Origin of the sequence: Streptomyces auratus (assembly GCF_050433025.1) — a bacterium.
Classification (GTDB): Bacteria; Actinomycetota; Actinomycetes; order Streptomycetales; family Streptomycetaceae; genus Streptomyces; species Streptomyces sioyaensis.
This window is the reverse complement of the sequence record NZ_JBNGCB010000001.1, coordinates 1,090,027-1,108,862: the sequence shown is the minus strand read 5'-3', so window position 1 is coordinate 1,108,862 and position 18,836 is coordinate 1,090,027. Positions and strand designations below refer to the sequence as shown.

At 74.1% G+C, this 18,836-nt stretch carries 15 protein-coding genes; 6 read left to right on the top strand and 9 right to left on the bottom strand.

The window, feature by feature from the left end:
- Positions 1–16: 16 nt before the first annotated feature.
- The 9 genes from BKA18_RS04545 to BKA18_RS04505 form a co-directional block, all read right to left on the bottom strand.
- Positions 17–1,264: a type III PLP-dependent enzyme gene (locus tag BKA18_RS04545; RefSeq protein ID WP_366047459.1), complete on the bottom strand. Its 1,248-nt coding sequence runs from the start codon at positions 1,262–1,264 to the stop codon at positions 17–19.
- On the bottom strand, positions 1,261–3,039 hold the full coding sequence (locus tag BKA18_RS04540; protein WP_366047458.1) for an IucA/IucC family protein: 1,779 nt from the start codon (positions 3,037–3,039) through the stop codon (positions 1,261–1,263). Before BKA18_RS04540 ends, BKA18_RS04545 begins: the two co-directional genes overlap by 4 nt.
- A complete protein-coding gene (locus tag BKA18_RS04535) occupies positions 3,027–4,328 on the bottom strand; it encodes an MFS transporter (protein WP_366047457.1) in 1,302 nt (433 codons plus the stop codon). Before BKA18_RS04535 ends, BKA18_RS04540 begins: the two co-directional genes overlap by 13 nt.
- Entirely contained in the window at positions 4,325–6,142 is a 1,818-nt protein-coding gene (locus tag BKA18_RS04530; protein ID WP_429638153.1) for an IucA/IucC family protein, read from the bottom strand. The genes BKA18_RS04535 and BKA18_RS04530 overlap by 4 nt, the downstream gene beginning before the upstream one ends.
- Entirely contained in the window at positions 6,139–7,329 is a 1,191-nt protein-coding gene (locus BKA18_RS04525) for an ATP-grasp domain-containing protein (RefSeq protein ID WP_366047456.1), read from the bottom strand. Before BKA18_RS04525 ends, BKA18_RS04530 begins: the two co-directional genes overlap by 4 nt.
- Before the next feature lie 85 nt (positions 7,330–7,414).
- Entirely contained in the window at positions 7,415–8,434 is a 1,020-nt protein-coding gene (locus BKA18_RS04520; RefSeq protein WP_366047455.1) for an ABC transporter substrate-binding protein, read from the bottom strand.
- A gap of 58 nt (positions 8,435–8,492) precedes the next feature.
- A complete protein-coding gene (locus tag BKA18_RS04515; protein ID WP_366047454.1) occupies positions 8,493–9,305 on the bottom strand; it encodes an ABC transporter ATP-binding protein in 813 nt (270 codons plus the stop codon).
- On the bottom strand, positions 9,302–10,375 hold the full coding sequence (locus tag BKA18_RS04510; protein WP_366047453.1) for a FecCD family ABC transporter permease: 1,074 nt from the start codon (positions 10,373–10,375) through the stop codon (positions 9,302–9,304). Before BKA18_RS04510 ends, BKA18_RS04515 begins: the two co-directional genes overlap by 4 nt.
- On the bottom strand, positions 10,372–11,382 hold the full coding sequence (locus BKA18_RS04505) for a FecCD family ABC transporter permease (protein ID WP_366047545.1): 1,011 nt from the start codon (positions 11,380–11,382) through the stop codon (positions 10,372–10,374). Before BKA18_RS04505 ends, BKA18_RS04510 begins: the two co-directional genes overlap by 4 nt.
- A 315-nt stretch (positions 11,383–11,697) precedes the next feature.
- Here BKA18_RS04505 and BKA18_RS04500 point away from each other — a divergent pair, with 315 nt between their 5' ends.
- From BKA18_RS04500 to BKA18_RS04475, 6 genes are all read left to right on the top strand, one after another.
- Positions 11,698–12,843 (top strand): FAD-dependent oxidoreductase, encoded by a 1,146-nt coding sequence (locus tag BKA18_RS04500; RefSeq protein WP_366047452.1) that lies wholly within the window; start codon positions 11,698–11,700, stop codon positions 12,841–12,843.
- Positions 12,844–13,007: 164 nt separating this feature from the next.
- The gene (locus BKA18_RS04495; protein WP_366047451.1) at positions 13,008–13,772 is read left to right on the top strand and encodes a VOC family protein; all 765 of its coding nucleotides are present in this window, start codon (positions 13,008–13,010) and stop codon (positions 13,770–13,772) included.
- 177 nt (positions 13,773–13,949) lie between these two features.
- On the top strand, positions 13,950–14,366 hold the full coding sequence (locus BKA18_RS04490) for a hypothetical protein (RefSeq protein WP_006607210.1): 417 nt from the start codon (positions 13,950–13,952) through the stop codon (positions 14,364–14,366).
- A 195-nt stretch (positions 14,367–14,561) separates the two neighbouring features.
- Positions 14,562–15,752: an acyl-CoA dehydrogenase family protein gene (locus tag BKA18_RS04485; protein ID WP_366047450.1), complete on the top strand. Its 1,191-nt coding sequence runs from the start codon at positions 14,562–14,564 to the stop codon at positions 15,750–15,752.
- Positions 15,753–15,776: 24 nt separating this feature from the next.
- A complete protein-coding gene (locus BKA18_RS04480; protein ID WP_366047449.1) occupies positions 15,777–16,676 on the top strand; it encodes an oxygenase MpaB family protein in 900 nt (299 codons plus the stop codon).
- A gap of 32 nt (positions 16,677–16,708) precedes the next feature.
- Complete coding sequence (locus tag BKA18_RS04475) at positions 16,709–18,826, top strand: serine/threonine-protein kinase (RefSeq protein ID WP_366047448.1); 2,118 nt, start codon at positions 16,709–16,711, stop codon at positions 18,824–18,826.
- The last annotated feature ends 10 nt before the right edge of the window (positions 18,827–18,836 follow it).

The following is an 18,836-nucleotide window of genomic DNA, read 5'->3' as shown; positions in this document are numbered from 1 at the left end:
CCTGCCCGCCCGTACCTCAGCCCTCCCCACCCGGGCCGGCCTCCCCGCCGCCCAGGAAGTGGAAACCGGGTCGCGGGTGCATGAGGAAGTCATGGTGCGAGATGTTCCAGGCGTACGCGCCGGCGACCCCGAACACCATCCGGTCACCGGCCCGCAGCCCCGGCGCCGGGACCGCGCGGGCCAGGACGTCCTTGGGGGTGCACAGCTGCCCGGTGACAGTGACCGGGCCGCCCTCCGCCGCCGCCCGCGGCCAGGGGTGCGGCCAGGGCGCCTCCGACGGCACCACCGTGCAGGGCTGGTCATGGCCCTTGGTCGCGGGGGTGCGCAGGTGGTGGGTGCCGCCGCGCACCACGGCGAACTCCTCGCCGTGGCTGCGCTTCACGTCCAGCACCTCGGTCGCGTACCACCCGCAGTACGCGGTCAGCGCCCGCCCCGGCTCGATGCGCAGGGTGAGACCGGGATGGGCGGTGGCGAGCCGTGCCAGGCCCGCGCCGTAGGCGGCCCAGTCGAAGCGCCGCTCCGGGGCGGCGTAGTCGACGGCCATCCCGCCGCCGATGGTCACCTCGGACAGCGGGACGCGGTGCCGGGCGGCCAGTGCGGCGGCCCAGGTCACGATGGCCTCGGACACGGCGAGCTGCTCGGGCGCCGCCAGACCGCTGGCCAAGTGGGCGTGGACGCCGCGGAGTTCGAGGTGCGGATAGGTGCCGTCGGTGAGCAGGGCGACGACCTCACCGGCCCGGTCGGGGTCCAGCCCGAAGGGGGTCGGGCGGCCGCCCATGGCGAGCGAGCTGCCGTCCAGGGAGCCGTCGTCGACCGGCAGGTTGAAGCGCGCCAGCACCGCGATCCGGCGCTCCGGTACATGGCGGGCGGCCAGGCTCGCCAGCATGTGGAGCTCGTACACGCTCTCCACGTGGAAGCGCTGCACGCCGGTCTCCAGCCCCCGCACGATCTCCGCGGGCGTCTTGCCCGGTCCGCCGAAGGCCAGCGGAGCGCCGGGCACGGCCTTGGCGACATGTGCCAGCTCGCCGCCCGAGGAGACCTCGTAGCCGTCCACGTACGGGCGCAGCGCCCCCAGGATCTCCGGCTCCGGGTTGGCCTTGGCCGCGTAGTACAGCTCGACGCGCCCGGGCAGCGCGGCCCGTACCTCGGCCAGATGCGTGCGCAGCGCGGGCAGGTCGTAGACGTAGGCGGGCAGTTCCTCGGACGCGAGGGAACGGACGCGGTCGCGGACCGTGGGGGGAAGGGCGGGGCTCGGGGTGGTCATCGGGCGCTCCAGGGGGTTGTGTCGTCGGTACGTGAAGCGCCCGACAGCACGGCTTCGGCCAGCGGCGAGGGCAGTCGCACATACCCGGCTTCCCGGTCGGCCTTGCGCTCCCAGCGGGTGAGCAGATTGGCCTTGGCGGGCAGCGGGACACCGGCCAGCAGGGCGGCCAGCCGCGGCGGGCAGCCGTAGCGGTCCGCGTGGGTCTGCAGGGTGCGGCGGACCTGCGCCCACAGCTCCGTCTCGGTGTCCGGGTGCAGATCGGCGAGCGCGGCGAGCATCTCGGCGACATGGTTGACCAGCAGGCAGTACACCACGCGGTCCCAGCCGCGCTGGGCGTCGTACGTCATCGGTGCCGCCACCTGCTCCGGCAGCGAGGCCAGCAGCTCGGTGTGGTGTTCGGGGACGAGCTTGGTGCCCTCCAGGTCGCGGAAGAGGACCTGCGCGGGCATCCCGTCGCCGTCGACGCAGACCAGGACGTTCTGCAGATGCGGCTCCAGCACCAGCCCGTGGTCGAAGTAGGCGGCGAGCACCGGCGGGAGCAGCAGACCGAGGTAGGCGGCCCACCACTCCAGCGCGGCCTGCGGGCCGGCCCCCGCCAGCAGCCGAGAGACATGCGCCGGTCCGGTGGGGTACTCGTCGGCGACGGCGGCCGCCAGCAGCGGGGTGGTGCCGGGCAGCAGCCGCTGGGACAGCCCCTCGCGGACGATGACGCCGAACCCTTCGAGCAGCTCGGTGGCCGGGCGGCCGTCGGCGCCGGGCAGCGCCAGGCTGCGGTAGGCGGGCTCCTGGAGCACCGCGCTGCCCGGGAAGCGGGTGGCGAGGTCGGTGAGCTGCGGCGCCAGCAGCCGGGTGAGCGCCACCGCCCCGGACAGCTCGTAACTCGCGTTCTTCCGGAGGCAGTTGGTGATCCGCACATTCAGGCTGAACTTGAGGAAGGCGGCACCGTTGTAGAGCGTGCGGACGGACGCGGTGGCGGCGAACGGCGTCCGGCCGCTGCCCAGGTCGCGGATGTCGCCGCGCTCCAGCGCCTCTTGCAGGCCCGCGTGGTCGCGCAGCAGCTCGTACTGCCAGGGGTGGACGGGCAGCAGCCGGTAGCCGTCCGGGACGTCGGGGTGCAGCGCGTCCAGCACCGCGGTGGCGCCGTCCGCGCAGGACTCCTCGGCGATCAGCTCGTCCCGCACCGCGAGCAGCAGCAGCGGGAAGGCGGCGCCGGTCTCGGGGGCGTACGACTGCCAGGCGGTGGGGTCGCCGGTGCGGGCCTTCGGGGTCGGGTGGAAGCGGTGGCCGAAGAGCAGCGACTGCTCGGAGGCGACATAGGCGGCCTGCCAGTCCTCCGCGGTGTACTCCCCGGCGGCCGGGCCCGCCACACGCGAGGCGAGCGCGGCGGACACGGCCTGGTGGCTGGAGGCGATCTGGGCCAGGAACTCCTCGTTGTGCACCCCGGTGCGCAGCGACAGCTCGGCGTGCGCGTACTCGGCCAGCTGCCGCCAGCCGACCTCCGCCCAGCCGCCGTCGGTCTGCTCGGACACCGGGCCGGTGAAGCGGTGCGCGCCCAGCAGCGAGGTACGGCGCAGCGCGACGCGCAGCAGCACACCGCGGCGCGGCAGCCGGATCAGCAGCCGCCCGTCGTCGACGGCGGTCTGGTGCTCGGGGCCGGAGACCTCCCGCAGCAGACAGTTGAGCAGGGTGTGTGCCACGGCCTGGTCGGCGGTGGGCAGGCCGGTGGGGGCGGCGGTCACCGGGGCGGTGTCGGGCGAATTGGTCAGCGAGGGCATCGGGGGCTCCTGCGGGTGCGGAGAGTACGGGCGAGGAGGGGGGCGGCGGTCGCGAGTCCGGTGGCCACGGCTATCGCGGTGCCGGTCAGCAGCGGGGCGACCGGACCGAACCAGTCGTTGCCGGCGGTGGCCGCCACGCCCGCGGCGACCGCGCCGGCCTTGGAGAAGAACTCGATCGAGCCGAACAGCCCGCCGGGGGCACGGCCCTTGGCGCAGTCGGCGGCCAGCACGGACAGGCACACCAGGCCGAGGGTGAGCCCGGCGCCCAGCACCAGACGTACGGCGATGAAGGAGGCGAGCGAGCCGGCGAGGCCGTGCCCGGCCAGGCCGGCCGCTATACAGCCGAAGCCGAGGGCGATCCCGGTGCGGGGGCGGGTGCGGAAGGCGCGGTGCACGCCCATCGCCGCGACCAGATAGCACAGGTGCGGCAGGGCGAACAGCACACCGGACACCAGCGGCCCGGTCCCCGGCAGCTGCTGGGAGATGAGGGAGATCAGGTAGGGGAAGGAGATGACGGTGGAGAAGACGAACGCGAACTCCAGGGCGTAGAGGGCGCGCAGCGGGCGGGCGTCCGGGGTGTACCCGGCCGGCACCGGTCCGGTCGGCACCGGATCGGCCGGGTCCGTGACCTCGGCGCCCGGGGCGGTACCGTCCCCCTGCACCGCGCCGACCGGGTCGGTGGCCGGCTCCGGGAGCTTCGCCAGCATCAGGGCCGCGGCCAGCGGCAGTACGGCCAGCAGGGCGTACTGGCGGTGCGGCGACAGCCATGGCGTCAGCGCGCCGACCACGATCGGCGCGAAGACCAGCGCCGCCCGCGCGCTGCCCTGCATCAGCGTCAGGGCCCGGGACAGCGCATGGCCTTCCAGGGCCGCTCCCAGATAGCCGTTCGACGCGGCGAAGGTGCCACCGAGGACGCCCTGGACGACCAGCGCCGCGGCGAACGTGGCGAGCGAGTCGGCCCAGCCGGCCAGCAGAAACGCCGCCGCCAGCCCCAACTGCGCCCGCAGCAGCAGGCGTTTACGGCCGAAGCGGTCGGCCAGCCGCCCCCACAGCGGGGCGCCGAGGGCGCCGAACAGGGTGGGGACGACATAGAGCAGACCGGCCCAGCGGGCGGCGCCGTCGCCCAGCTCGGGCAGGACTTCGGTGAGGTACGGCGGCAGGCCGAGGGCGGCGAACGAGGCCACGAAGTAGCAGCCGGCCACGGCGTGCACCTGGCGGCGCGCGAGGGCCGGACGGGCCTTGGTCTCGACGACCGCCGGCTCGGTCCGGCGGGAGGTGGCGGTGCTCATCGGGAAGCCCCCGTAGGCAGCAGATAGTTGGGTCCGGTGGTGTAGTGCTTGTTGATGTCGGCGGCCCCCGAGCGCTCCTTGGACAGCAGCGTCCCGGCGCTGACCATCGCCTTCACCGGAAGCTCCGGCGCGTCAAGGACATGGGCGCGCAGCGCGGCGCCCGGCTCGTGCGGCCCGGTACCCAGCCGCTCGACGGCCTCGGCGAGCCGGTCGCGGACCAGGCCCAGCAGCCGAGCCAGCGGGGCGCGCCCGTGCCGGGCGAGGCCGAAGGCGTACGAGCCCGCGCACAGATGGACGGTGATGGTGGTGAACAGGTCCAGCACCGGCCGGTCGCTCCCGGCGAAGATCCGTGGGTCGGCGAAGCCGGCGGGGTCCGGGGCGTCGTCGCCCAGGGTCTCCCGCAGCCGGACGGTGTTGATGCGTGGCCCGTCGTTGTCCTTGAACAGCAGCCGCAGCCGGGTGCCGCCGGTGGCCCGGTCCAGCACCAGCGAGATGTTCTGCTGGTGGGATTCGAGCGCGATGCCGTAGCCGAAGAGGGTGGTCTGCCAGTCGAAGAGCAGGGTGAGGCAGGCATCGAGCAGGGCGAGCGGGTCGCCGCCGTAGAAGCGGTCCGCGAGGTGGTCGATCACCAGCCGCCCGCCCGGTGCCCGGCTCAGCAGCGCGGCCATCGGCACGACGGCGCTGTGGTCCAGGCCGGCCGGGTAGCGGCGGCACAGCACGGCCAGCAGCTCGTCCCCGGCGTGCGCGTAGCAGGTCTCGTCGGCCTGGAGGATCGCCGCGGCGAACCGTGGCTCGCGGGCGAGCACGGTCTCCAGCAGCCGCTGGCCCGCCGCGCCGTCGACGAGCGTGCCCGGCTTGATGGTGCGCCGGTTGCGCAGCCCCAGCGTGGCGGTGGCCAGCGGCAGCTTCAGGTGCAGCCGCGGGTCGGCATCGAGCGCCACGGCACGCATCGACAGCGTCGGAACCGCGGTGCGCAGCTCGCGGTCGGACAGCACCGCCGCGCCCTCCAGACCGGCCCGGCGCAGCGCGCCGTCCAGCGGATCGCCGAGGGACAACGGGTGGACGGGGAAGGCGAGATGGCTCTCGTCGAGGTGGCGCAGGCCCAGCTCCCCGGGTGTCGGCCAGCAGCCGGGCAGCGCCGCCGCGCCGCCCGGCACGGTGACCTCCGCACGCGGCAGGGCGAGCCAGCGCAGTGCGAACTCGGGGCGGAACTCCGGTGCGTACGCGCGCAGTTGGTCCTCGTCGAGGCCGGAGCGGCCGCGGGCGGTGGGGTAGACGGGGTGGTCGGTCCGGGCGGCCAGCGTGTCGTACGCCAGGCCGCCGGCCAGGCCCTGCCAGGCGCCGGGATCGCTGCCGTGGCGGTTCGTCAGGAGGGCGTCGGCCTCGTGCCGGGTCCGGGTGTGCAGCCGCATCGTCGCCAGGGTCTGGCGGCATTCCTCGGCGAGGGCGTCGAAGCCGCCCTGGTCGGCCGGGTCGGCGAGGTCGCGCAGCGCGGTGCCGACCTCGTCGAGCGTGGTCAGCCTGGCCCCGTCGGACTCGCGGACCAGGAGCGGCAGCCGGGCGGTGTACGCGCTCTGGTAGCCGTCCTCGGCGAGCGGCAGCAGCAGGGTGCCGGCGGCGGGGCCCGCGGGGAGCCGCAGCCAGTGCCCGTCCGGCCGTTCCAGCAGCGTGCCGCGGGTGCGCAGGCCGACGACGTCCTCCCGCAGCAGCGCACCCAGGACGCGCACCAGCAGCTCGGCCTCTTCCGCCGCCCCGGCCGGGTCGTCGGTCCGGTGCGTGGCGGGGTCCTCGGTGGTGGCGAGTGCGGTGTTCAAGGGGTGATCTCCCAGCGCTCCGCGGCGACGAAGTCGTCCGCCACCCGGTCCACGGCGCCGCGGTCGGTGCCGGTGACCCGCAGTACGCCGATGTAGTCGCGGTTGGTGCCGTAGTAGGGGTGCGCTTCGCCGAGGTCGCGCAGCGGCCGGTACGACAGCCGTACGCCGTCCACCGTCCGGTCGGTGGCGGTGGGCGCCGCGGTGAGCGTGCCGGCCCGGTCGGCGAGGGCGTAGTCCACCCGGCCCGCGCCGTCGCGCCGGGCACCGAGGTCCGCGGGCAGCGGCTCGCCCAGATGCGCCCGCAGGATGTGCTCGAACAGCTCGATGCCCAGGGCCCGGGCGAGCAGCAGGTCGCACTGGTCGCCGATGACGCGGTAGTTCACCTCGATGAGCCGCGCCCGGCCCTCGTGCACCACGAACTCGGTGTGCGCGGCGCCCAGCCCGATGCCCAGCGCGTCGAGTTGGGTAGAGACCTGGGCGACCACGGGTTCCGGCGGGGCGGCGACGAAGTCCAGCCGCTCCTCGATGAAGACGGGCGGCGCGGACATGGTGGTGTGGAAACCGCCCAGGACATGCCGCACCCGGCCGTCGCCCAGGGTCTCCAGCGTGTACAGCTCGCCGGCCAGGAACTCCTCGGCCAGCAGCGCCGCGTCGGGGCGCCGGGCCTGGATCTCCTTGGCGAGCGCCACCAGTTCCTCGGCGTCCCCGGCCAGGATCACGTCCTCGCTCGCCACGCCCTCGCGGGGCTTGAGGACCACGGGGTAGGGCAGGTCGGCGGCGGCGAACGCGGACGGGTCCTGCCCGGCGGCGAGCTCCATGGACCGCACCGCGTCCAGGCCCGCGGCGGCCAGGTGGCGCCGCATCTCGCCCTTGTTCTTGGCGCGCAGCGCGGCCCGCCAGTCCTTGCCGGGCAGTCCGAAGTAGTCGGCGGCCAGGGCGGCCTGGGTCTGCAGATGGTCGCTGTTGGTGAACACCGCGTCGGGGCGGTGGTGGGTGGCTATCCGGTTGATGACGGCGCGGAAGTCATGGACGTCGCACTCCAGGACCTCGGTCTGCGCGGGTACGTCCCTGTGCGCCGGTGGCTGGTCCGTCAGGATCGTGACGTCGAGGCCGAGGCGGGCGGCGGCCGGCAGGAACCCCTCGGTGACCGAGTCGGTGGGGTTGAGGGCGAGCAGATACATCCGCATGAGCGGGCCCCTTCGGGGTCGACGGTGGGGGAGCAGGAGGGGCAGGAGAGGGGCGGCCCCGGCAGGGAGGGGCCACCCCAGGGGGTCAGCCCTTCGGCAGCGGCACCCCGGTGGCCTTCGCCACGTCCGCGAGCATGTGCTCGGCGGCCTGGATGCCGATGCCGGACATCCACGTCTCGTCCGGCACATCGAAGACCTTGTGCTGCTTGACGGCCGGCAGGTCCTTCCAGACCGGGTTGGACGTGACGTCCTTCTGCTGGGTCTTGCCCGGCGCGTCCGCGGAGGCCACGAACACCAGGTCCGCGTCGGCCTTGTCGATCTGCTCCGGGCTGACGTCGAGCATGGTCTTGGCCGGGTCGGTGGAGCTCTGCGACTTCGGGCGGGCCAGGCCGATGTCGTCGAGGACCACACCGCTGTAGGAGGACTTCTGGTAGAGGCGGGTCGGGCCGGCGACGAAGCGCACGACCGAGGCCGAGGGCATCGTGCCGTGGTACTTCTTCTTGATGGCCGCGCCCAGCGCCTTGGCCCGGGTCTGGTACTCCGTCAGCTTCCGGTCAGCCTCCTTCTCCAGCCCCAGCGCCTTGGCGTGGACCTTCAGATTGGCCTTCCAGGGGCCGCCGGTGGTCTCGGTGAAGACGGTCGGCGCGATGGCCCGGAGCTTGTCGTAGATCTTCTCGTGCCGGACCTTGGAGGACAGGATCAGATCGGGCTTCAGGGAGATGATCTTTTCGAGGTTGGGCTCCAGCAGCGGACCGACGTCCTTGACGCCGCCGATCTCGTCCTTGAGGTAGGTGGGGAAGCCGCCCTCGGTCTTCATGTGCGGCGAGACCGCGCCGACGGGCTTGACGCCGAGGGTGGTGACGTCGTCCAGCTCGCCGGTGTCCAGGACGACCACGCGCTTCGGCTTGGCGGGGATCTTCACCTCGCCGCCCATGGCGCTCTTGACGGTACGGGGGAAGCCGGCGCCGGCCTTGCCCTGCGCCGCGTCGTCGCCGGCCTTGGTGCCGCCGCCGCAGGCGGTCAGGGCGGTGGCGCCCAGGGCGACGGTGAGCAGCGCGGCCGGCAGCCGGCGGGTGGTGGCGCGGAGGGGGATTCTGGTCAGCATGAGGGTGTCTTCCTTGACGGGAGCGGAGGGAGCGAGCAAACGCCCGTGGGGGAGGCGGTCAGACGGTGACGGCGGTGTGCCGTTTCGCGCTGCTCTTCGGGACGACCAGCGGGGTGCCGGTCTCGGGGTCGGGGATCACCCGGCAGTCCACGTCGAACACGGACTTGACCAGCTCCGCGTCGAGGACGTCCGCCGGGGCGCCGGCCGCCGCCAGCCGCCCGTCCTTGAGGACCACGAGGTGATCCGCGTAACGGGCGGCCTGTCCGAGGTCGTGCAGCACCATCACCACGGTGCGGTCCGCCTCGGCGTGCAGCGCGGCGACCAGGTCGAGGACATCGAGCTGGTGCCGCAGATCCAGGAAGGTGGTCGGCTCGTCGAGCAGCAGCAGATCGGTGTCCTGGGCCAGCGCGAGCGCGATCCAGGCGCGCTGCCGCTGACCGCCGGAGAGCTGGTCGACGGGCTGATCGCGCAGCTGAAGCGTGCCGGTGCGCCGCAGCGCCTCCTCCACCGCCTGCTGGTCCGCCGCCGACCAGGGGCTCAGCAGCCGCTGGTGGGGGTAGCGGCCGAGCCGTACCAGCGCCTCGACGGTGATCGCGTCGGGGGTGACCGGCTGCTGGGGGAGCAGCCCCATCCGCAGGGCCAGCGCCCGGGCCGGCATCCGGTGGATATCGGCGCCGTCCAGCGCGACGGTGCCGGCGGCCGGCGCCAGCAGCCGGGTCAGCCCGCGCAACAGAGTCGACTTGCCGCAGGCGTTGGGCCCCACGACGGCGGTCACGGCGCCGCCGGGCAGCACCAGATCCAGGCCGCCGACGATCAGCCGGTCGCCGTAGCGCAGATCGAGTCCGTGGGTGGAAAGCTGATTGGCGGTCATCGGACACTCCTGTTCACGGAACTGCTCTGACGGATCATCAGCACCAGCAGCCATGGCGCGCCCAGAGTGGCGGTGACCACTCCGACCGGCAGCCCGCCGACCGGCAGCAGATACTGCGCCACGAGGTCGGAGGCGAGCAGCAGCACGGCACCGGCGAGGCCGGACAGCGCCAGCGTCCCGGCGGTCGGCGGCCCGGCGAGGAACCGCACCATGTGCGGGACGGCCAGCGCGACGAAGGCGACCGGTCCGGTGAGCGCGGCGGCCAGCGAGGCCAGCACGATCGCGATGACCAGGACCTGCAGCCGGGCGGAGTGGGTGCGCAGGCCGAGCGCGCCGGCCGAGTCGTCGCCCAGGTCGAGGACGGCGAGCCGGCGGTGCAGCGCGAAGGCGACGACCAGGCCCAGCGCCACCGCCCCACCCGCGGACCACACTTCGGGCCAGGTCCGCCCGTACACCGAGCCGGTCGTCCACTGCAGGGCCGACCCCGCCAGCTCGGTGGGGAAGCTGACGACCATGAAGCTCACCGCTGCGGACAGGCCGGCCTGTACGGCGAGACCGACCAGCACCAGGCGGGTCACGCTGACCCCGCCGCGCCAGCCGAACACCCCGAGCAGCACCGCGGCGAGCAACCCGCCGCCGAGCGCGGCCAGCGGCATCAGGGCCTGCGAGGCCCCGGCGGCCAGCATCGCCACCGCCCCGAACGAGGCGCCGCCGGTCACCCCCATGACGTCGGGCGAGGCGAGCGGATTGCGGAACAGCCGCTGGAGCAGGGCGCCGGCCACCGCCAGCCCCGCCCCCGCGACGATCGCCGCGACCATGCGCGGGGCCCGGAACTCCTGGACCACCAGCACCGTCGCGGAGTCGCCGAGCCCGAACAGGCCCTGGACCGCGTCGGCGGGCGGCAGCGCCAGGTCACCGTTGGCCACGGACACCGTCACCAGGGCGCAGAGCACCACGAGACCGACGACGGCGGTCAGCGCGGTGCGCCCGCGCGCGGGGCCCCGGCCGGTCCGGCGGCCGACGTCCGTCGCCGCACCGTGCGGCGCGGCACCGCGTACGAAGCCGTTCATCGGGCCACCTTCCGGGCCAGCAGCGCCAGCAGCGGCGCGCCGAGGAACGCGCTGATGATGCCGACCTGCAATTCGGACGGGCGGATGACGATCCGTCCGAGGATGTCGGCGGTGAGCAGCAGCAGCGGGCCGGCCAGCAGAGCGCCGGGGACCACGATCCGGTGGTCGGAGGTGCGCAGCAGCTGGCGGACCAGATGCGGAGCGGCCAGCCCGATGAAGGCGAGCGGACCGGCCACCGCCACCGCGGAGCCGGCGAGCAGGACGACGGCCAGCCCGCCGGCGCTGCGGATCCGGGAGACCGGTACGCCCAGCGCCTGCGCCGAATCGTCGCCCAGCGCCAGCGCGTTGAGGGCCGGGGCGATGGCCAGCGCGAGGACCAGCCCGATCAGCAGGGTCGGCAGCACCGGGTAGAGCACCGCCAGCGGGCGTTCGGCCAGCGAACCGGCCAGCCAGAACCGCGCCTCGTCCAGCGACCGCTTGCTGGCCAGCATGACCGTCGACGTCCAGGACAGCAGGACGAGTTGCAGGACGGTGCCGCCGAGCGCCAGGCGCACCGGATCCAGGTCACCGGCGCGGCGCGCCAGCGCCTGGGCGAACAGCGCGGCGGCCGCGGCGCCCGCGAAGGCGAACCAGATGTACTGGACGGGTTGGGTCAGATGCAGTGCGTAGATCGCGGTGACCACCGCGAAGCCCGCACCCGCGTTGATGCCGAGCGTCGTCGGGTCGGCGAGCGGATTGCGGGTGATGCCCTGGACGACCGCTCCGGCGACCCCGAGCGCCGCGCCGACCGCGAGGCCGATCAGCGTGCGCGGCAGCCGAAGTCCCGTCACCACGAGGGCGTCCCGTCCGTGGGTGGCGCCGGTCAGCGCGTCCCAGACGGTGGACAGCGGTACGGACCGGGTACCGAGGGCGAGGCTGAGGGCGGCACAGAGCGCCAGCGCTCCGAGCCCGACCACGAGCAGCGGGACACGCCGCAGGAGGTGCGCGGCGGGCGGCGCATCGGGCACAGCGGGTGCGGTGGCAGATGGTTTGGTCGTCGACACGCGTCGCTACGTTAGGTTAGGCATACCTAATTATGCAAGCGTGGTTCCGTAGAAGTGACCAACTTTCCCTTTTGTCGGGCCGACGCTCCCTCAACAGGCCCTCACCGCCCCCGACCTGGGACGACCTACCCACCGCCCCGCCCGCCCACGCGCGCCTCCCCGCCGGCGCCCCGGTATGCGGAGCCTGCGGGCGGGCAGCGGACGGCGCCGTGCTGCACCCGGTGGGCCACTGTGCTTTTCTGGCCAGGGGGCTGCCGTTTCGCTCAGCCGAGGAGCGCCATGAACCCCGCCCCGCCCCGTATCGCCCTCATCGGCGCCGGTCCCGGCGGGCTCCTCTGCGCCCGCGTGCTGCGGCGCAACGGGCTGCCGGTCACCGTGTTCGAGCAGGACCCCTCCGTCGCCGCGCCGGACCGGCACGGCGTGCCGGAGCTGTGGCTGACGACCGGTCAGGAAGCGCTGCGCGCGGCCGGTCTCCAGGAGGAGTTCGCCGCGCTCGCCCGCCCGGCGGGCCAGGAGCTGCGGCTGCTCGACCACACCGCGACGGAGCTCTTCCGGCAGGCTCCGGCCCCCGCCGAAACCGGCGGATCCGAGATCGGCCGGGGCGCGCTGCGCCGGCTGCTGCTGGCATCCCTGCCCCCCGGAACCCTGCGCTGGGGCAGCTATCTGCGCACCCTGCACCCGCTCGGCGACGGCCGCCACACCGCCGAGTTCGACGACGGTCACACCGAGACCTTCGATGTGGTCATCGGCGCCGACGGCGCCTGGTCCCGGGTGCGTCCGGTCCTGTCCGACGCCACCCCCCACTACTGCGGCGTCACCTTCGTCGAGGCCGGGTTCGAGGACGCCGACGCCCGCCATCCGCGGCTCGCCCGCCTGGTCGGTGCCGGCACCCTGCTGGCGCTCTCCGCCGGCAAGGGCCTGATCGCCCGGCGCCACGGCAACGGCCGCCTGCACGTCCAGGCCGCCTTCCGCGGCTCCCAGGACTGGGCGCTGGAGGCCGGGGTGACGATGGCGGACACCGAAGCGGTCCGCGAGGTGCTGCTCGACGCCTTCGCGGGCTGGGACGACCGGCTGCTGGCGCTGCTCCGGGACCACGACGGCGGCTTCCGCAACCGGCCGCTGTTCGCCCTGCCCGTCCCGCACACCTGGACCGCCACCCCGGGCCTGACCCTGCTGGGCGACGCCGCGCACCTGATGGCGCCGTTCGCCGCCGAGGGTGCCGGCCTCGCGCTGCTCGACGGCGGTGAACTCGCCCGGGCGCTCGCCGGGGACCGCGATGCCGACGCGGCGCTCGCTGCCTACGAGGCGGCCATGCTGCCCCGCGCCGCGCGCGCCGCCGAGGCCGCCGCCGACGCCCTCGCCGAGGCCTTCGCCCCCGACGCCCCGCACGGCACCCTGCGCCGGCTGCGCGCGGACGGCCCCTGAGCCGCGGCCCGGGCGACGCCGCACCAGGGGCCGGTCCCGCCCCCTCCGGTTGCGGCCCGGTCGCACCCGTCGGACCATCGGCAGCGTACGGCTACCGATCGGCAGCGGACGGACGCATGCGCAGCCCCGTCCGCCACGGCCCGGCGCGGAGGACGGAACACACCGTGAAGATCACTGAGCCCACTCCCGGTGCGCCCTGCTGGGTGGAGCTGGGCACCTCGGACGTGGATGCCGCCAAGGTGTACTACCGCCAGGTCTTCGGCTGGCGCGCCGAGACCGACCCGCGCCAGGAGGCGGGCGGCTACACCACGCTGTACCTGGGCGCCGCCCCGGTCGCCGCGCTGACCCCGCTCTACGCCCCCGGGCAGCCGACCGCCTGGACCGTGTCGTTCGCGACGCGGGACGCCGATGCGCAGGCCGCGGCGGTCACCGAGGCGGGCGGGCGGCAGCTGATGGGGCCGATGGACGTCTTCGACCTGGGCCGCTTCGCCGTGCTGGCCGATCCGGAGGGCGCGGTGTTCTCGCTCTGGCAGGCCCGTTCCTTCGCCGGCGCCGCCCTCCTCAACGCGCCCGGCTCGCTCGGCTGGGTCGAGCTCGCCACCCGGGACGCCGAGGCCGCCAAGGCCTTCTACACCCGGGTCTTCGGCTGGACCGTCGGCGCCCACGCGGACTACCCGCAGTGGGGCATCGACGGCGCCGACTTCGGCGGGCTGAGCGCACTGGACGAGTTCTACCCGGACGACGTGCGGGCGCACTGGCTGCCGTACTTCGCGGTCGCCGACGTGGACGAGACGGCGGCGCGGGCCGCGGAGTCGGGAGGCATGCTGCTGGTGCCCCCGACGGACGTCCCCGACGGTCCGCGGGTCGCGGTGATCCGGGATCCCCAGGGGGGCTCCTTCGGGATCCACCGCGCCGGTGCCGAGGGCTGACCGGCGTCGACTCGGGTCCGGACGCGCGCCGATGACGCCTCGTCACCCGGCGACCCTTGCACTGTCACACGATTGGCTGCCTGTTCGTCGTTTCACCACATTCCGGGGATGAAGTGCGCGTAATGTCCGGCTGTGCACCAATGGGTGGCATTGCGTGTCAAGAACAGGAGACCCCCTATGTCCACGACCGAAAACCTCGTGGCCCGAGGTAAAGAGCTCGCGGCCGGCGCGGGCGCACTGGCCGCAGCCGTCGCCGTCGGTGCGACGCTGTTCGCGGCCCCGGCCCAGGCGGCGCCCGGACCCCTCAAGCCCTATGGCGTCGTCACCGCCAAGGCGGGTCTGAGTCAGCGTCAGTACCCCAGCACGGACTCCTCCGTGCGGGGTTACCTCCGTCACCGCGCGCAGGTCGGCCTGGTGTGCAAGGTGCGCACCCAGAACGTCCGCGGCAACTCCGTCTGGTATCTGACGCGCAGCGAGCGGCCGGCCTGGGTCTCGGCGAAGTACGTGACCAACAGCGGATTCGTCAAGTACTGCAAGGACGTGCAGCACCATCGGCTGCAGCCGAGCAACCCGGCGAAGCACGCCGTGGGCTGATGGAGCCCGGGGAAGGCCCGGTCCGGTGCCGCGGAGGTGCCGGGCCGGGCCTTCGTGTGTCCGCGGCCGGTCCGCGCACCCTTCCGTATTTCTGGAACAAGTTCTACTGTGCCCCTCGATCCGGCAGCCGACGACCCGTCAGCTTCCCGGGCCGCCCCCGGGCCGGACGACCGGAGCGGACGAACTGGAGGGGCCGTGCACCTCGAATACACCCCCGAGCAGCAGCAGTTGCGCACCGAACTGCGCACGTACTTCGCCCGGCTGGTGCCGGAGGACGCCGCGGCACGGTATGCCGCCCCCGCCGCCCAGAAGCGCTTCTACCGTGAGACCGTGCGAAGGCTGGGGGCCGACGGCTGGCTCGGCGTCGGCTGGCCCAAGGAGTTCGGCGGCCGCGGGATGTCCCCGATGGAGCAGTTCCTCTTCTTCGACGAGGCCGCCCAGGCGGGTGTGCCGCTGCCGCTGATGGCGCTGAACACCGTCGGGCCCACGCTCATGCAGTACGGCACCGACGAACAGAAGGCGTACTTCCTTCCCCGGATCCTCTCCGGGGAGCTCGACTTCGCCATCGGCTACAGCGAACCGGACGCCGGCACCGACCTGGCCGCCCTCAAGACCCGCGCCGTCCGCGAAGGCGACGAGGCGAGCGGCCACTACGTCGTCGACGGGCAGAAGATCTGGACGACCAACGGCGACACCGCGGACTGGGTGTGGCTCGCCGTACGCACCGACCCTGACGCCCCGCCCCACAAGGGCATCACCATGCTGCTGGTCCCCACCAGCGACCCCGGCTACTCCTGCACCTTGATCAACACCCTCGCCTCGCACGACACCACCGCCAGCTACTACGAGCACATCACCGTCCCGGCCTCCCGCCGCGTCGGCGAGGAGAACAAGGGCTGGCGGATCATCACCAACCAGCTCAACCACGAGCGGGTCACCCTCGCCGCCCACGGCACCATGGCCATCCGCGCCCTGCACAACGTCCAGCGCTGGGCCGCCGGCACCAAGCTCAGCGACGGCCGCCGGGTGATCGACCTGGGCTGGGTGCGTGGACGGCTGGCCCGTACCCACACCAGACTGGATGCCATGAAGCTGCTGAACTGGCAGATGGTCGACGCGCTCCAGCACGGCACCCTGACCCCGCAGGACGCCTCCGCGGTCAAGGTCTACGGCTCCGAGGCCCGGCGGGACGCCTACGCCTGGCTGATGGAGGTCGTCGGGTCCGCGGGCCCGCTCAAGGAGGGCTCGGCCGGGGCGGTGCTCCACGGCGAGCTGGAACGTGGCTACCGCTCCGCCGTGATCTTCACCTTCGGCGGCGGCAACAACGAGATCCAGCGCGAGATCATCTCGTGGCTCGGCCTCGGGATGCCCCGCGTACGGCGCTGATCCGGCAACGGGAGGTGAGCTGAGGTGTCCACGGACGACCCGGGGCTGTTCGGGCCCCGCTCGGTGACCTGGCAGCTGCACGGCGACCCGATGATGTGGATCGCCGGCGTCCGCGCGCTGTACCTCCAGGCGCTGCACCCCCGCGCGGTCCGCGGCGTGCTGCAGAACTCGGACTTCCGCCGCGACGCCTGGGGCCGGCTGCTGCGGACCGCCGATTTCGTCGGCACCGTCACCTACGGCACCACCGAGGACGCCGAACGGGCCGGCGCCCGGGTCCGCCGGATCCACCGCCGGCTGACCGCCGCCGATCCGGCCGGCGGCGCACGCTACCGCGTCGACGAGCCGGAACTGCTGCTGTGGGTGCACTGTGCGGAGGTCGACTCCTATCTCCACGTCCTGCGCCGCTCCGGCTGCCCGGTCGGCGACGACGCAGCCGACGCCTACCTCACCGAACAACGCGAGAGCGCCCGGCTCGTCGGCCTCGACCCGGCCGCCGTACCGGGCGACCGGGCCGCACTCGCCGCCTACTTCGCCCGCGTACGGCCCGAGTTGGCGCTCACCCCGGAGGCCCGCGAGGTGGCCGCCTTTCTGCGCCGGCCGCCGACCCCGGCGGTGCTTTGGCCGGCCCGCGCACTGCTGTGGCAGCGGGTGGCCCGCCTCGCCTACGGCGCACTCCCGGCGTACGCACACGACCTCTACGGGCTCCCCGCACCCCCGCCCGCCGCCGTCACCCGCCGGCTGTGCGCCACCGGCCGCCTGCTGCGCGCTCTTCCCGCAAGGCTCCGCTGGCAGCTCCCGCCCCGGCACATCCTGCGCGCCGTCCGGCGACTCGGCCCCGACACCCGCCCAGCGCCCTACAAGCTCCGCCGTTCCCCCGCCATACTGGACGGGCAGCGGGGCACGCAGGGGGAGCTGCGCGGCTGACCGCGGAACGGGGACGGGGGCGGCGATTCACGGTGGCAGAAAACAGACTGATCCAACGGCGGTACCGACTGCTCGACACCATCGGACGCGGCGGCATGGGGGAGGTGTGGCGCGCCCGCGACGAGTCGCTGGGCCGGCAGGTCGCTGTCAAATGCCTCAAACCCCTGGGCCCGGAGCACGAACCCGCGTTCCTGCAGGTACTGCGCGAACGTTTCCGCCGTGAGGCCCGGGTCGCGGCCGCGCTCCAGCACCGCGGCATCACCGTCGTCCATGACTTCGGGGAGGACGACGGCACCCTCTTCATCGTCATGGAGCTGCTCAGCGGCCGTAATCTCAGCCAGCTGCTGGACGACAACCGGCGCCAGCCGCTGCCCATCCCGGACTTCATCGAGATCGCCGAACAGGTCACCGCCGCGCTCGCCTACACGCACGAACAGGCCATCGTGCACCGCGATCTCAAGCCGGCGAACATCGTCCGGACCGCCGACGGCACGGTCAAGATCTGCGACTTCGGCATCGCCCGGCTCGGCCACGACATCGGGTTCACCGCCCGGCTGACCGGCACCGGCATCGCCATGGGCAGTCCGCACTACATGTCGCCCGAGCAGATCGGTGCCCACGGCGTCGACCACCGCAGCGATCTCTACTCGCTCGGCTGTGTGCTGTACGAGATCGCCACCGGCGTGCCGCCGTTCGACCTGGGCGACACCTGGGCGGTGCTCGTCGGCCACCGCGACCGGGCGCCCGAGCCGCCGCGTACGCTCCGCCCCGACCTGCCGGAGAGCTACGAGCGGATCATGCTCGAACTCCTCGCCAAGGATCCCGACGACCGGCCGCGTGACGCCGATGAGCTGGGCAAACGCCTCGCCGATGCCCGTGCGCCGCAGCTCGCGCACCGCGCCGTGGCCGACCCGGACGAGGTGACCGTCCCGGCCCGCCCGCTGCCCTCCTGGACCCACGGCATGACCCCCGGCTCCGCGGCACACCTCGCCCGGCGGTCGTACCGCCCGGCACCGGACCGGGCCGCCACGGTCCTCACCGACGCCTGGACCGGCGGGAGCGACACGCGGCGGGACGATGCCTCCCCGGCGGCCGGCGTCACCGGCCCGCCGCTGCCCGACGACCGCCGCACCGCCCTCGCCGCGCTGGCCGGTCGGCACACCGCCGCGCTGGACCTCGGCCGGCTGGGCCGATGGGCGGAGTCGGGCGAGGCACATCGCGCGCTCGCCGCGGAGCGGGCCCGGCTCCTGGGCCCCGACCACCCCGACACCCTCACCAGCCGGCTGGAGGCCGGCCATGCGCTGGGCCGCCTCGGCCGGCACTTCGAGGCGCACCAGCTCTACGCCGAGGTGCTCGGCGGACGCGACCGTGCGCTGGGCCCCGACCACCCCGACTCGCTGAGCTGCCGCCACCATGTCGCGCTCAACCTCGGCCGGCTGGGGCGGCTGGAGGACTGCCACACCATGACGCGGGACGTGGCCGAGGCCCGCGCCCGGGTGCTGGGTCCGCTCCACCCCGACACCCTCACCACCCGCACTGAACTCGCCTTCGTGCTGGGCAAGTTGGGCATGTGGGCGGCGGCGCTGCAGGTCTACCAGGAGGTCGCGGTGGCCCGCTCGGCCGTGCTCGGCCCCGACCACCCCGAGACCCTGGCCGCCCGCTACGAGGTCGGTATCGGCCTCGGCCGGCTCGGCCGCAGCGCGGAGGCGCTGGCCCTCTACCGGGAGCTGGTCGCGGCCCGCAGCCGGTCCCAGGGCGCCGACGACCCGGAGACCCTGCGCGCCCGGCACGGCCTGGTCGTCAACCTCGGCCGGCAGCACCGCTGGCAGGAGGCGCTGGTGGAGGCCCGCGAAGTGGCCGCGGCCCGCGCCCGGGTGCTGGGTGAGGACCACCCCGACACCCTGGTCAGCCGCCGGGAGACCGCCGTGGCACTGGGCTGGCTCGGCCGCTGGGGCGAGGCACTGGACCACTACCGCCGGGTCGCCGACGCCCGCGAGCGGGTCCTGGGCGCCGGCCATCTCGACGCACTGGCCAGCCAGAGCGACCTCGCCCAGTGCCTGGAACAGCTGGGCCGCACGGACGAGGCCGCCGCCGTCCACCGCCGGCTCGCGGCACGGCGCCAGGAGCGCGCCGTACGCCGACGGCAGTGAACGGGCGACC

What these genes read in the sequence shown, in the direction of transcription:
- BKA18_RS04545 (WP_366047459.1), bottom strand. Translation starts at nt 1,264, where the DNA reads ATGACCACCCCGAGCCCCGCCCTTCCCCCCACGGTCCGCGACCGCGTC.
- BKA18_RS04510 (WP_366047453.1), bottom strand. Translation starts at nt 10,375, where the DNA reads ATGAACGGCTTCGTACGCGGTGCCGCGCCGCACGGTGCGGCGACGGAC.
- BKA18_RS04540 (WP_366047458.1), bottom strand. Translation starts at nt 3,039, where the DNA reads ATGCCCTCGCTGACCAATTCGCCCGACACCGCCCCGGTGACCGCCGCC.
- BKA18_RS04525 (WP_366047456.1), bottom strand. Translation starts at nt 7,329, where the DNA reads ATGCGGATGTATCTGCTCGCCCTCAACCCCACCGACTCGGTCACCGAG.
- BKA18_RS04500 (WP_366047452.1), top strand. Translation starts at nt 11,698, where the DNA reads ATGAACCCCGCCCCGCCCCGTATCGCCCTCATCGGCGCCGGTCCCGGC.
- BKA18_RS04520 (WP_366047455.1), bottom strand. Translation starts at nt 8,434, where the DNA reads ATGCTGACCAGAATCCCCCTCCGCGCCACCACCCGCCGGCTGCCGGCC.
- BKA18_RS04535 (WP_366047457.1), bottom strand. Translation starts at nt 4,328, where the DNA reads ATGAGCACCGCCACCTCCCGCCGGACCGAGCCGGCGGTCGTCGAGACC.
- BKA18_RS04515 (WP_366047454.1), bottom strand. Translation starts at nt 9,305, where the DNA reads ATGACCGCCAATCAGCTTTCCACCCACGGACTCGATCTGCGCTACGGC.
- BKA18_RS04490 (WP_006607210.1), top strand. Translation starts at nt 13,950, where the DNA reads ATGTCCACGACCGAAAACCTCGTGGCCCGAGGTAAAGAGCTCGCGGCC.